The sequence below is a fragment of the Vibrio sp. AH4 genome (assembly GCF_030710545.1).
Taxonomy (GTDB): Bacteria; Pseudomonadota; Gammaproteobacteria; order Enterobacterales; family Vibrionaceae; genus Vibrio; species Vibrio metoecus.
In genome coordinates this window covers 1935531-1948554 of record NZ_JALAIV010000001.1, presented here as the reverse complement: position 1 = coordinate 1948554, position 13024 = coordinate 1935531, and the positions used below count along the sequence as shown (strand labels likewise).

11 protein-coding genes are annotated in these 13024 nt (G+C 49.7%); 1 reads left to right on the top strand and 10 read right to left on the bottom strand.

Annotation, left to right across the window (positions count from 1 at the left end; genetic code table 11):
- Window positions 1–162 precede the first annotated feature (162 nt).
- Window positions 163–993 carry a CPBP family intramembrane glutamic endopeptidase gene (locus MKA69_RS09170; protein WP_305847888.1) on the top strand — a complete coding sequence of 277 codons (831 nt, stop codon included), beginning with the start codon at window positions 163–165 and terminating at the stop codon, window positions 991–993.
- A gap of 83 nt (window positions 994–1076) precedes the next feature.
- Here the strand turns inward: MKA69_RS09170 and MKA69_RS09165 are convergent, their stop codons facing one another.
- The 10 genes from MKA69_RS09165 to agaR form a co-directional block, all read right to left on the bottom strand.
- Window positions 1077–4292, bottom strand: coding sequence for a glycosyl hydrolase family 18 protein (locus tag MKA69_RS09165; RefSeq protein WP_305848235.1), 3216 nt, complete (start codon window positions 4290–4292; stop codon window positions 1077–1079).
- Window positions 4293–4960: 668 nt separating this feature from the next.
- The gene (locus tag MKA69_RS09160) at window positions 4961–5815 is read right to left on the bottom strand and encodes a tagatose bisphosphate family class II aldolase (RefSeq protein WP_000280882.1); all 855 of its coding nucleotides are present in this window, start codon (window positions 5813–5815) and stop codon (window positions 4961–4963) included.
- Window positions 5806–6999, bottom strand: a complete 1194-nt coding sequence (gene nagA / locus MKA69_RS09155; RefSeq protein ID WP_305847887.1) for an N-acetylglucosamine-6-phosphate deacetylase — start codon at window positions 6997–6999, stop codon at window positions 5806–5808. Before nagA ends, MKA69_RS09160 begins: the two co-directional genes overlap by 10 nt.
- Window positions 6989–7429 carry a PTS galactosamine/N-acetylgalactosamine transporter subunit IIA gene (agaF, locus tag MKA69_RS09150; protein WP_000881638.1) on the bottom strand — a complete coding sequence of 147 codons (441 nt, stop codon included), beginning with the start codon at window positions 7427–7429 and terminating at the stop codon, window positions 6989–6991. Before agaF ends, nagA begins: the two co-directional genes overlap by 11 nt.
- Window positions 7430–7490: 61 nt before the next feature.
- Entirely contained in the window at window positions 7491–8375 is an 885-nt protein-coding gene (gene agaE / locus MKA69_RS09145; protein WP_305847886.1) for a PTS N-acetylgalactosamine transporter subunit IID, read from the bottom strand.
- The gene (agaW, locus tag MKA69_RS09140; protein ID WP_032469404.1) at window positions 8365–9141 is read right to left on the bottom strand and encodes a PTS N-acetylgalactosamine transporter subunit IIC; all 777 of its coding nucleotides are present in this window, start codon (window positions 9139–9141) and stop codon (window positions 8365–8367) included. Before agaW ends, agaE begins: the two co-directional genes overlap by 11 nt.
- 16 nt (window positions 9142–9157) lie before the next feature.
- On the bottom strand, window positions 9158–9631 hold the full coding sequence (agaV, locus tag MKA69_RS09135; RefSeq protein WP_089071591.1) for a PTS N-acetylgalactosamine transporter subunit IIB: 474 nt from the start codon (window positions 9629–9631) through the stop codon (window positions 9158–9160).
- Between the two features lie 10 nt (window positions 9632–9641).
- The gene (locus MKA69_RS09130) at window positions 9642–10805 is read right to left on the bottom strand and encodes an SIS domain-containing protein (protein ID WP_305847885.1); all 1164 of its coding nucleotides are present in this window, start codon (window positions 10803–10805) and stop codon (window positions 9642–9644) included.
- The gene (locus MKA69_RS09125; RefSeq protein WP_305847884.1) at window positions 10805–12112 is read right to left on the bottom strand and encodes a D-tagatose-bisphosphate aldolase, class II, non-catalytic subunit; all 1308 of its coding nucleotides are present in this window, start codon (window positions 12110–12112) and stop codon (window positions 10805–10807) included. The genes MKA69_RS09130 and MKA69_RS09125 overlap by 1 nt, the downstream gene beginning before the upstream one ends.
- An 8-nt stretch (window positions 12113–12120) precedes the next feature.
- Window positions 12121–12909: a transcriptional repressor AgaR gene (gene agaR / locus MKA69_RS09120; RefSeq protein WP_055031953.1), complete on the bottom strand. Its 789-nt coding sequence runs from the start codon at window positions 12907–12909 to the stop codon at window positions 12121–12123.
- Window positions 12910–13024: the final 115 nt, after the last annotated feature.

Sequence of the window (13024 nt, the reverse complement as noted above, 5' to 3'; positions counted from 1 at the left end):
AGAACATCACGGTTTTCGTTGACGTGTCACTCTGTGACGAACTCGGCCATTCTTCCCCTGTTCAACGGTTCAACGCCACTTTTATTCTCAAGGTATATGAAACCAAACTTCGGGAACGGTCTCTCTTACTACCTATTCCGAGGAATATAAAAGGATATCAAAATGTTATTGTCTCTTTCTGCTTTCGTTTGGCTGCCGTTGGCGCTTGCTGTCATGGCTGGATTTACCCCTTATCGTCACATCACATGGGGACTGTTGAGCCTCACTTTACTGAGTGCTTTTGCAACAGGGCATTTATCGCGGCTCGGCGGCGTAAGTGCTGGCTTGGGGTTTGTGTTGGCGTATTTTGCGGTTAATAGTTCGGCGCATTGGCGTACCGCAGCGTGGGTTGCTTTGCTGCTCTGGTGTTTAGCCCTATTTCTGCATTGGCTACCCGGGTTTTCTAACCTCAAAGTGCTGGATAAGGTCATCGCCGGTCCACACAGTACACCATTTAGCCTATATCTCAATCTGGATAAACCGTTGGTCTTTTTTGCACTATTGCTCGCCTTTCCTCGCTTACTGGGTAAGACGCAAACCGCAAAGTGGGGAGCCACCCTCGCAACACTCCTGCCCTTATTTGCCTTACTGCCTGTTGCGGTGTGGCTAGGGGCTTTAGCTTATGAATGGTCGTTACCAGAATGGTGGTGGATTTTTGCTATCAATAACCTGCTGTTTACGTGTGTGGCGGAAGAAGCGCTGTTTCGTGGTTTGATTCAGCAGAAAGCACAGCAGCAGTTCGGCACCATTGCGGGACTTTTGATCGCCAGTGCACTGTTTGGTATGGCTCATTTTGCAGGAGGCCCATTACTGATGATCTTCGCCGCCCTTGCGGGACTTGGCTATGGCTTGGTGTTCCATTTTACGGGGCGTCTTTGGGCCAGTGTTGGCGTGCATTTCTTATTTAATTTTGCCCACTTGTTGTTTTTCACCTATCCCATGCTGGCGCGTTAACCGCCCTTTTCCATTTTCCATTTTCCAAATATAGAAAAGCCCAGCCAAATGGCTGGGCTTATATTTAATGAGCGGTAGTTAACTTAGATTTTGCACACCGCTTTCCATGATGCATCAGCGCTCGATGGTGTACTGTTCGTCCACCAGTTCGCTTGCCATACTGAACCGTTGTGGATCAGTTGGTCACCGCCTGCCGCGTGGTCACCACGTGGGAACTCTGGGTACACTTTCAATCCATTCGGGTTGATGCTCGCATCGGCACAAGATTGACCCGCGCCACCTTCGTTACCATTACCGCCTTCAGCTGCACCTTCAAACGCTGGTAGAGTTGGGAAGTCTTTCTTCAAACCAACTGTTTCGTTACCCACGATAAAGCGTACGCCGTTAGCCACGCCAGAGACTGGGGTGTAGTACACCATATCGACACTGTACTCACCGCCCGCAGGGATCGTTTCAGTTGAGCGCAGAGTGACTGAGAGTTTGTGGAACAGCTTTTTCTCACCGTTAACTGAGAAGTTAGTGCCAGTATGACCACTTTCAATCACGTTCAGGCCAGCACCGCTCCAATCTTTTACGATGTCGCCAGTTGACGTTGGCATTAGGAACTCAATCGTAGAACCACCTGGGATCGCAACGTCAGAGTGGTTGGTAAACACCAATTTCGGGTTGATTGGGTAGTTTTGATCACCCTCTGGCCATTCCGTCGTCGATACCGTGACATCAATCACCGAGTCTGGTTGTGGCAGATCGTTGTGATGAATATCCATCGGCTCAGCCGCCGCAAACACTTCATGGGCATAAGAGGTCATGTCAGAACCGATCACGTATTCACGTTTCACCGCGTCATACGAGTAGTCACCCGCCATTTCCCAGATCATCATGCCGCCCAGACCGTTATCAACGATGTAGTCCAGTTTTGGCTTCAGTGAGTCTTTATCTTCAATGCTCAGGAACACTTTTTTGGTGTCGTTCCACAGCCATGCGGTTTGCAGCTCTTGGCTCCACACACGCTCATATTTACCTTCAATCAGGTGTTTCGGGTTGTTTGGATCCATACCCCAAGCAGGGCCGTAACTTGGCATACCCTCAATGCCCAGCTTTTCAGCGTGCATCAGGTTCATCGCATGCCACATTGGCACTACACCCGCTTTGATTTCTTTACCGTTAGCATCCACATCGTGCCAGATATTATCGGTACCTTCTGCACCCCAACCACATACGGTAGTGCCTTCTGGGCATGAAGATTGGTTTGGTTCAACCGCGCGACCCCATAGACCTTTATCGCCGCCGCTGACACCTTGCCAGCCACGGGTGTAGTAAGGAATCCCCATGTTGATTTGGCTTGGTTTAAATGCGCCTCGGAAGAAGTGGTGCGTCCACGCTTGGTTGAGGTAGCCAATGCCTTGGTACTCTTTCGTGCTGTATACACCCCAGCGGTCTAGCTCAACGTCTTTGCCGTCATCAAACAGTGCCGCTTGTGGGCCGACAAATTCGTTCCATGTACCGTGCAAGTCGTAAGACATGATGTTCACGTAATCCAGTACATCTTGCATTGCAAAATCTTGCATGCCACGCAGCAAGTAGCCAGAAGACGGTGACGCGATAGTCAGCATGTAACGACGGCCATCTTCTTCGCCCGCTTTATCCAGCTCTTTGCGCAGTTCGGTCATCATCACCATGTAGTTATCCCACAACTGGCCACGACACTTGTTCGATTGTTCGAAGTCAATCGGGTTACCGGAATCTTTCATTGAAGATGGGTATTCGTAATCGATATCCACACCGTCAAAGTCGTATTTACGGATGAAATCTACCGCCGATTTGTTGAACGCTTTAATGCCTTCCATGTTCACTGAACAAGAAGCCAGATCAGTAGTCATTGGATAGAAACCACCCGTTTCCGCCCAACCACCAACAGAAATCAGCGTTTTCACATCGGGGTACTGTTTCTTAAACTTGCTTAGCAGGTTGAAGTGTCCTTGGTATGGCAGTGAAGGATCCATCTCTGCACCCGGTACATTTTCCCACGTCATTTTAGTCGCAGAATCATCCACTTGCATGCTGAAATCAGACTTGTTGATGCTGGCAAATGCGTAGTTAATGTGGGTCAGTTTTTCCCAAGGCAGATCGCCGGCGAGGTACGCTGGCAGACCGTTTTTACCGGTACGCCATGAGGTGTAGTAACCGATGATGCGGCGTGGGTGATCGTCACCCATACACTCAGTGCCATCTTCACGATAGATCTGTTTAATATCACAGCTTAGGTTGCCCGTGCCCATTTCTTTGGCGTTCACGGTCACCATTGGGGTTTGCGTTTGATGACCTGCTGCATCGTAAGCGATCGCTTCGATGGTGTATTGACCCAAAGCTACCGGAGTCCAAGCCAGTTGATATGGAGCTTGAGTAACACGGCCAATCGAGTTGCCATTCACCAAAAACTCAACTGCGGTGAGATCATTATTTTCGTCTGTCGCATTCGCAGCCAGTGTGGTGACTTTGCCTAAGAATACGCTTTGTCCGTTACGTGGATTGGTCAACTCAATCACAGGTGCAACGGGTACTTCTGGCTCAACGGGTGGATCAATTTCTTCGGCTTTGACGGTAATACGTACGGCTTGCTCTTTTAGCAAACCAGAAGCATCTTCCACGATAGCTTTGATTGAGTGAGCACCCTCACCAGCCGCAATCCAGTTCGCTTGGAATGGCGCTTGCTCAAGCAACGCAATTTGCTCACCATCCACCAAGAATGTGACGGTTTTTACGGTCGTGTTGGTTGCGGTAACGTTAGCCACAATCGCAACAGTTTGGCCTTCAATGAACTCTGCACCTTGAACGGGTGAAGCCAGCTCCAGAGAAATTTCTGGCTGACCCGGTTCGATGTCGCCATCCGTTTCCAGTGCGATCGTGCTTTGTAGCAGGCTCAGGTCAAGCACACCACTTACGCCCAAGGTAAGATCAATGCTTGTGCCTGGCAGCAGTTGCGTTTTTACCCAGCTACCTTGATCAAAGCTTAGCGTTAAGCGGTTGCTAAACACAGAACCTTGCGCATTGCTGCTAAAACTCATGCTCGGGTAAGAGATGCCTTGTGCTGACCAAGAAGGCGTTGAAACGGAAAGGTTGGTGTCGAACACAATACGAGCATCACGCAACTCAACTGGCTGACTGCCATTGTTGGTCAACGTTACTTTGTAGGTATTCCACCATTGGCTTTCCGCACCAACAACAGATGCTTCACTATTGATTGCCGCCTGCGCTGCAGGCATCGCCATTCCCACTGCTAATGCAAGAACGGTTGGCATTAAGGTTAATGCTGATCTTTTCATTATTTCGAGACTTATTTTATTGAACAAATTTTATGTCTCATTATAGAAAGGAAACTATTTCATTCTGATTTCTTCGGATGTAAGCAAATGTAAATATCCTTATACAAATTTAAACGCCATTAAAAAACATTGAAATCAATCAATAATTAAATCTAAAAAACACATCTGAGATCACGGTTCAATAAAAATAATTTCATTACCACTCAATTCATACTTAATGCCAATAAAAACAACCGAAAACCATAACCACTTGCGATAAATAACATTTAAAATCAGGATAGTAGGTAGAGAAAAACCATATAAAACGAAACATTTCATTACATTTAAGCTCAGAAAGCACACAGGAAAGCGCTCTTTATTTCCTAGAAATTAAATTTAAATAAAAAATAGCTCATTATGCTCATACACATCGCATATTAATAACAATGAAATAATTTATACAGCAAGATAATAATGTAAGAAAATTCTCACGAGAATAATTTTTTAAACTTCATAAAATAATATCCGCGCACGTAATTAACGAACCAGAAAATATCTTGTTGTGAGTGTAGTAAATGAAAAAATAAACCCTATAAAAAAGGCACTGTTTCCAGTGCCTGACTAATACTCAATGAGGGGGAAGTATTAGCAAATTTAACCGATTTTTATAGCTTGCCTTCGCTACCACACAGACGGATTTTATCCATCACAACTCGTTTCATCGCCGCTTTGCCGGGTGTGATGTATTTGCGTGGATCATTCGCATCGGGGTGCTCTGCAAAATGGCCTTTTACCGCATCCGCAAAAGCGATTTTCAGCTCCGTCGCGACATTGACTTTGCACACACCGAGCCCAATACAGCGGCGTACCATCTCATCCGGCACCCCAGAAGCACCATGCAGCACTAAAGGAATATCCACTACGGCGCGAATTTTTTCTAAGCGGGCAAAATCGAGTCTCGGCTCCGCTTTATACAGCCCGTGCGCCGTCCCGATCGCCACCGCTAACGAATCAATCCCCGTGCGGCGTACAAATTCAGCGGCAGAGGCAGGGTCAGTCAGCAAGGCATCGGCACTATCCACAATCAGATCGTCTTCTTGCCCACCCAAACGCCCCAATTCCGCTTCAACACTGGCATCAAACCGATGGCAGAGCTGCACAACAGAGCGCACGATCTCGATGTTTTGCTCAAAGGCATAATGCGAACCATCAATCATCACTGAACGGATGCCGTGTTCGACTTTGTTACGGATATCTTGCAGATCTTCATGGTGATCCAGATGCAGCACGAGCGGAATCGAGTGTTTGTGCGCCGCTTCTTTGCAGATGCTGATCAAATAGTCGGTACCCGCGTAATCGTAGGTTCCGGGCGTACCAGCCAAAATGACGGGGGAGCCCATTTCGGAAGCGGTTTCCACCACCACTTGTACGGTTTCGAGGTTATGAATATTGAATGCGGGAACCGCATAACCACCCAGTTGAGCGCGTTTTAACATTTCACGAGAAGAAATTAGATACATAAAACCTCCTGACGATGGGAAACCACGGCGTCAAATACCAGACGACCTTTCACCCACGTTTTTTCAATTGAGAAATCGGAACTGATGGCGACCATAGAGGCGTATTTGCCCACTTCTAAGGTGCCGAGTTGATGTTGAATGCCTAACGATGTGGCTGGAGTGAGTGACGCCATCAGCCACGCTTGCTCAACCGGCAGATTGAGCCAACGTTGAATATTCTTTACCCCATCAAGCAGGGTTAAGGTGCTGCCCGCTAGTCCACCGGACTGAGTAGTGACAACCCCTTGTTGCATTTCGACTTGGTATTCGCCTAAGGTGTATTGCCCATCGGGCATGCCAGTCGCGCACATCGCATCGGTAATGAGTGTCATGCGTGAGCCGCAGCAGCGGTGCGCTACCTCAATTGCCGCAGGATGTACATGGTGACCATCAGCAATCATCTCCACATAACATTCCGGATGTAACAGCCCTGCCCCAACCACGCCGGGATCACGATGATGCAGCCCACGCATACCGTTGTAGCAATGCACTATGCCTTTTGCGCCCGCGTCTAGGGCGAGTTGTACCTGCTCGTAACTGGCATCGCTATGGCCGAGCATGACTTTAACGCCGTGCGCATCGAGATAACGAATGGCTTCAAGCGCGCCAGATTTCTCTGGAGCTAACGCCACTTTGAGCAGTTGGTTATCGCTGTACGAGATCCAGTCATCCAGCTCTTCGAGAGCCAATTCACGAAACCATTGCGTTGGGTGCGCGCCTTTATTCTTTTCGGTGAAATAAGGCCCTTCCAAATACGCCCCTAGAATTTCCGCACCTGCCACGCCATCTTGTTTACTTTTCGCCACTTGAGTTAAGGCGGCGCGAATTTTGGCCACCGGCGCGGTGACGGTAGTAGCGACAAACGCTGTTACACCTAAACTGGCAAAATAAAGTGACAAGGTATTGAGGCTTTCGTGCGTCGCATCCATCACATCGCACCCTTTACTGCCATGCACATGGCTATCAAGCAGGCCAGGCAGCAGATCGACTTGGCCTAAATTCACTGCATCACCATGGCGCTGCACATCATAGGTTTCGATGGCCGTGATCACTCCTGTGTCATCGACCGTGACCACCGCATCGGGTTGCCACTTATCACCATGCAGAACACGCTGAGCACGAAAACGTTGCAGGTTAGATACCATCTTCTTCCACCATTGTGTTGCTCGGTGTCTTTTCTGCCATTTCTGTCGCTAAACAGGTAATGCCTCGGTGCCCGCACTCCAACGCGAGATTACGAAACTCCACCAACGACAGTTCATCTCGCTCAAGCAACATTTCTGCTGCCATCTGCATGTTGGTTCCGGTTACCACTTCAATATCAGCACGCTCTTGGCTAAGCAGCGAAGCGGTGCGAAACGGTGTACCCCCGAGTAAATCGGTGAGAAACACAATGCCATCTCCCGTATCGATTTCGTCCATGGCTTGACGCATGGCGACATCCAGTTGTGGTGTGGTCATCTGCTCAGGAAAATCGATGAAGCGAAACTGTGGCTGCTCACCAATCACCTGATGTACTGCCTGCGCCAATCCGGAAGCAAATGCTCCGTGACCAGATAAAATTACCGCTAGCATATTGGTCTCCTTGATGGGGGTTGGCGTACCAACCCCGTGATTACGGCTATATCTCGTTAAGTTAGAGGAAGCCCATAAAACGTCCGGCTACCCCTAATGTCACCGTGATCGCGATAAGTTTCAGAGGGCTCCAGCCTCGTTTCACCAAGGCATACATGGCTAGGGTGTAAACCAGTGGTAGGAAAGCAGGCATCAATTTATCAATCACATCGGCTTGCAGTTTCACTACCGCATCCCCCGCGGTAATTTCTGCCGTGGTGGAGAGGCGAACATACGTCGCGACCAAAGCACCAATCACCGTCATCCCCACCACGGAAGCGGCATGGCCGACTTTCTTGGTGTTGGCTTTGATCATTGGAATTGCGGCCACCCCCATGCGGTAGGCGTAGTGCGCCAACCCAAAACGCAGACCAAAGTGCACCACGTTAAACAGCACGAAGAAGAACACCGCCCCCATGATGGAGCCTTGCAGCGCAAGGTCTGCGCCAATACCGCCACAAATCGGCAGCAGCGTGAGCCAGAACATGGCATCACCAATCCCGCCCATCGGTGCACCCACCGCAATTTTGGTACTTTGAATACTGTTGATGTTCTGCTTGGAACGCTCCATCGCCAGAACAATGCCCATCACGAAGGTGACCAAGAATGGATGGGTATTGAAGAAACCCATATGCCCTTGCATGGCCTTGGAAAGATCCGCTTTGTTGGTGTGGATTTTTTTCAGCGCAGGCAATAACCCATAGAGCCAGCCAGAAGCCTGCATACGTTCAAAGTTGAATGAGGCTTGCAATAAAAGTGAGCGCCACGCCATGGTGTTGATGTCGGCTTTGGTTAGCTCCGCACCAATCGCTTTATTCGCATACTCATCCGCCGCCACACCGGGAGCCGGTCTGACATCTGGATTCACATTACCTATATCCATTGATTTGATTGCATTAGATTCCATCTTCAAGATCCTCAGTTTTCGCAGTCACTGCCGTCGGTTCGGATTTGCGCATAAAGTCGATAATCGCCATCGCTGTCGCAGCAGAGGCAATCGCCAAAATCGGCAGTTGTAGCCATGCAGCGGCGACAAAACCCAAAATGAAATACGGGATGTAAGCGTTTTTCATCATGATCTTCATCAGTACCGCGAAACCAATCGCAGGCATGATGCCGCCCGCAACGCCTAAGCCATCAATCAGCTCTTTCGGCAAAGTGGAAACCATGGTTCCCGCATGTTCAGCGCCAAGGTAAATTGGTAAGAAAGCACAGAGGAAATAGAACGTGCCGAGCACCGCCAACGCAAAATAGTTGACGCGTTCAATGCCATCGGTATCGGCGTTTTGAGCGTACTCATCGCACTTCGACATCACCGCAGACATGGCAGAGAACAGCAAGGTAATGCCCATTTGAACCGCAACCGCAAATGGTACGGCAACCCCAACCGCCACATTGGGCTCAACCCCCGTGGTGATCGCGAATGTCGTGCCGACGATAGTGCCGATGATAACGTTAGGTGGCTGTGCACCCGCCAACGGGGCTAAACCCATCCAGATCAGTTCTAAGGTACCGCCGACCAAAATACCGGTTTGCAGATCGCCTAAGATTAGACCCACGATTGGCCCGAGTACGACAGGCCGGTGGAAGTGTGTAAGGCCATTGAACAGGTCAAGACCAGCCAGAAAGGCCAGTATGCCCAACATCAACGCCTGAAAGAGTCCTATTTCCATGATAGATGTCCTTTTATCAGAGTAGAGTGAAGAGATCGGTTGCACTTTCTGTTGGAACGCCTTGAATCGTGCAGCGAACCCCGAGTGCTTTAAGTTGTTGAAAATCCGCCACGTCTTCGGCATCAACCGAAACCGTTTTAGAAATCTGCTTTTTGCCGTCGGCGTAATGCATGTTGCCAACGTTAATGGCTTGAATCGGTACGCCCCCTTCAACTAGACGGCGAAAATCGCGCGGAGTGCGGCACACCAAAAGGATGCGCTGACGGTCCGAGGCTTTGTGAATGGTGTCGATGGTCTTTTGCACCGTCCAAAAACGGATGGCGATCCCATCGGCCAGTACCATTTCCATCAGGTTTTGCTGAATCGTGTCTTCCGCCACTTCATCATTGGCGACCACCACGATATTGGCATCGGCAAAGCCCACCCACTGCACACCCACTTGGCCGTGCACTAAACGTTCATCAATTCGACTGAGTACAATATTCGGCATGATCATTTCCTTATTGATTCAAAACAGGTTGCTGTGGGTAGGGATAAATCGTGACACCTTGCACGACACGGTTAACTTCGCCGGTTGGGCATGGGTTATCAGGACCCAAACCAAGCTGGAGCGATTTTTCAAACGCCAACATTTGGCAAAACAGGATGTAAGGGAAACAGAGCCAACGATCGCCACGACCTAAGTGTCCGAGTTCAAAAACGTCATCTTCGTTGAGTGGGGTTTCGGTCAAGGCGATATGGCGCAGCGCTTGGTTATCGCGGCGAATTTCGCGCAGTAAATCCAGATCGTATTGACGGGTGTAGTCGTCACTCGACAGCAGTTGAATAACCAGCGCCTTGTGATTGATGGCAAATTTAGGCCCGTGACGAAAACCGAGTGAGGAATCAAAAGCCGTCATCACTTTGCCGGCACTCAGTTCTAACGATTTGAGTGACGCCTCGCGTGCCAATCCAGCAAAGCCACCACTGCCAAGCACAATCAGGCGTTCATAAGGCAGTGCCGCCAACTGTTTAATCGCTTCAGGCCACTGCACGAGTTTGCTTTCGCACAATTCCGCCGTGGCTTGAATCGCGTTTTGAGCAGATTTCCCCAGCAGTGTCAGTGTCGCCATCAACATGCAGCTAAAGCTGGAAGTCATGGCAAAACTTTTGTCATTTGATCCTTCTGGCATCAGCACACATAAGGCACGCTTGGCTTGCTGAGCGTAACGCGATAACGCTCCTTCGCCATTGCAGGTTAAAAACAGGTGATAGCACTCTTTGACCCGTTGATCCGCCAAGGCCACCGCGGCTACACTCTCTGGGCTATTGCCGGAGCGTGCGTAGGAAATCAGCAAGGTCGGACGATCCGCATCCAGATACAGCTCAGGGTTAGAAACCAAATCCGTCGTCGGGATTGATTCCATTTGAAAATTCAATTCAGGTTGTAAAAACGGCACGGCCGCATCGCCAACAAAGGCTGAAGTGCCAGCACCGGTCAAAATAATGCGCAAATCATCACGCTTTAATAGCGGAGCCAGAAAAGCCTCAATGCTTGCCGCCTGTTGCTGCAAATTCTCGGCTAAAGCGCGCCACAATACGGGCTGATGAGAAATCTCTTTTGCCGTATGGGTCGCGTTATGCTCGGCAAGCCAAGCGGATGAATAACCTAAAAAAGTTGTCATTAAATCGTCTCCTTACAAACAGCTGCATTGCGGTAACAGGCCTCGGAATAGAGCTGAGTGACTTCCATAATTTTGTGAACGATGATCTCAGCGGGATGATTAGCGATGTGCTGCTGCGCAATCGCCCGAGCCTGATTCGGCAGGTATTGGCTTAACAAAGTGGTCGGTAATGGTTTTTCAATCAGATGCTCAAACAGTGCTTGCTGCGCCGTTTGCACTTCAGGGTGCGTCCAGTAGTAACGAATGCGGTCACTCAGGCTGTAGTTACAATCCAGAAATTGCTGGTGCCCTTTGCTTTGATAGTGGGAGCGCCAATAATTCGGCTGCTCATGCATCACTTGCTCAATGGTGTCACGCAGGTGGGAGGCTTGATGTACACCTATCCACTCTTTTTCAGCGGCATCTAAGGCAAACAGCGCTTCACGTACCGCGAAAGTCAGCGCGGGACCGACTTTCAAAATCGCGAAGTGATCGCGAATAAGCTCATGGTATGCCTGCGGGTTTTGATAATCGGTCGAGTGCGCTTCGAACACCAAATGCGGTTGGCTTTCAATCATCTTGCTCAGCGCTTGGGCTTGAGTACTTTGGTAGTGATGCACTTGGTGATGATCAAACTCCACGCCCGGCTGTACCACTAAACCAATCACCCGAGGCCACACATAACCTAACCCCAAATCACTAAAGGCTTGGTGATGCGCACCTAAGGTTGCGAGCGCTTGCTCTGGCTGAGTGACTTGCAGCTCATGGTCTTGCAAAGATTCCAAAGCCCCACCCGGCGTCGGCACTTCAGTACCAATCACATACACAGGTGCTTCACCGCCACGGTTTTTCCATGCTTGTTCAGCCACCATGCACAGCTGCGCGGCACGCTCGGCCATCATCGCTTCGCTCAACGGCAGCTCATCGCCTTCACAAGCCATAGAACAGTCGAGATGAATTTTGCTAAACCCTGCACTCACGTAGTCATGAATCAGTTGTGCAGAATATTCCATTGCCTGTCTCGCTGGCAGATGCTGCCAGCAGTTGGGGCCAAGATGGTCACCGCCCAAAATCATCCGTTCTCGCGGAAAATCCAAACGCGCTGCTAAGGTGAAGACATAATCCGCAAACGCTTGGGGCGTCATCCCTGTGTAACCGCCAAACTGATTCACTTGGTTGGAGGTTGCTTCAATCAACACCAACTGACCATCGCGAGCCGCTTGTTTGATCGCCGCTTCCAACACCAACGGATGCGCCGAACATACCGAGTAGATGCCCTTAGCTTGGCCTTGTTTATGTTGCTGAATTAAAGAGAGTAGCGTTTTCATGAGCGGTCCTAGTTCAACTTACGGTGTGAGGAAATTTGGTCAGCGAGGATGACGTGCACCCCCATCTCAAGCAGTGCCTGATGAGTCGCTGGCGGAATATGGCTGTCGGTCACCAGCACATCGATCTGGCTTGCCGCACGGATCATGCAAAAGCTTTTGCGACCAAACTTGCTGGAATCGGTCACGGCAATTACCTGTCGCGCCACATCGCACATCGCTCGATTTACTTGGGCTTCATGGTTATCTGGTGTGGTGATGCCCGCTTGCAGGTCAAACCCATCCACGCCTAAAAACAACTTATCAAACAGGTAAGAGCGAATTTGCTGCTCACCGTGATGCCCCGTTAACGAGCAAGAAGCGCGGCGTAAACTGCCGCCAATCACATGCAGTTCCACATTGTCGTTGTGGCTAAGTTGGTATGCGGTGTTGAGCGCGTTAGTCATCACCACCAATTTTTTCTGGGTCAGATGCTGCGGCATCAAAGCAATGGTGGAACCCGAGTCGAGAATAATCGCTTCACCATCACCAATCAGTTGCGCTGCCGCGAAAGCAATCATCTGTTTGATATCGCGGTTTAACTGATCTTTTCGGTATAGCGGCTGGTCAAACGCGAAATTAGGGTTCAGGTTCGCGCCTCCGTAACAACGAAAAACGCAGCCTTCTTTTTCCAAAAGATTAAGGTCATGACGGATGGTGACCGCAGAAACATTGAAGGTCAGAGCGAATTCATCCACTTTCCCCGTACCGTGTTGCACGATATGGGACATGATTCGTTGTCGACGTTCTGCGCTGGTCATCATTTCTCTCCCCTTTCGCTACCTTTCGGTTAGCCTGCTAAAGCTTTCGCTTCCTTGTGTTTTTATTTAATCAGGGGCAGATTGAGAAAAATGAAAGCCAGATCACAGCCAAAAA

What these genes read in the sequence shown, in the direction of transcription:
- MKA69_RS09170 (WP_305847888.1), top strand. Translation starts at nt 163, where the DNA reads ATGTTATTGTCTCTTTCTGCTTTCGTTTGGCTGCCGTTGGCGCTTGCT.
- MKA69_RS09165 (WP_305848235.1), bottom strand. Translation starts at nt 4,292, where the DNA reads ATGCCAACCGTTCTTGCATTAGCAGTGGGAATGGCGATGCCTGCAGCG.
- MKA69_RS09160 (WP_000280882.1), bottom strand. Translation starts at nt 5,815, where the DNA reads ATGTATCTAATTTCTTCTCGTGAAATGTTAAAACGCGCTCAACTGGGT.
- nagA (WP_305847887.1), bottom strand. Translation starts at nt 6,999, where the DNA reads ATGGTATCTAACCTGCAACGTTTTCGTGCTCAGCGTGTTCTGCATGGT.
- agaF (WP_000881638.1), bottom strand. Translation starts at nt 7,429, where the DNA reads ATGCTAGCGGTAATTTTATCTGGTCACGGAGCATTTGCTTCCGGATTG.
- agaE (WP_305847886.1), bottom strand. Translation starts at nt 8,375, where the DNA reads ATGGAATCTAATGCAATCAAATCAATGGATATAGGTAATGTGAATCCA.
- agaW (WP_032469404.1), bottom strand. Translation starts at nt 9,141, where the DNA reads ATGGAAATAGGACTCTTTCAGGCGTTGATGTTGGGCATACTGGCCTTT.
- agaV (WP_089071591.1), bottom strand. Translation starts at nt 9,631, where the DNA reads ATGCCGAATATTGTACTCAGTCGAATTGATGAACGTTTAGTGCACGGC.
- MKA69_RS09130 (WP_305847885.1), bottom strand. Translation starts at nt 10,805, where the DNA reads ATGACAACTTTTTTAGGTTATTCATCCGCTTGGCTTGCCGAGCATAAC.
- MKA69_RS09125 (WP_305847884.1), bottom strand. Translation starts at nt 12,112, where the DNA reads ATGAAAACGCTACTCTCTTTAATTCAGCAACATAAACAAGGCCAAGCT.
- agaR (WP_055031953.1), bottom strand. Translation starts at nt 12,909, where the DNA reads ATGACCAGCGCAGAACGTCGACAACGAATCATGTCCCATATCGTGCAA.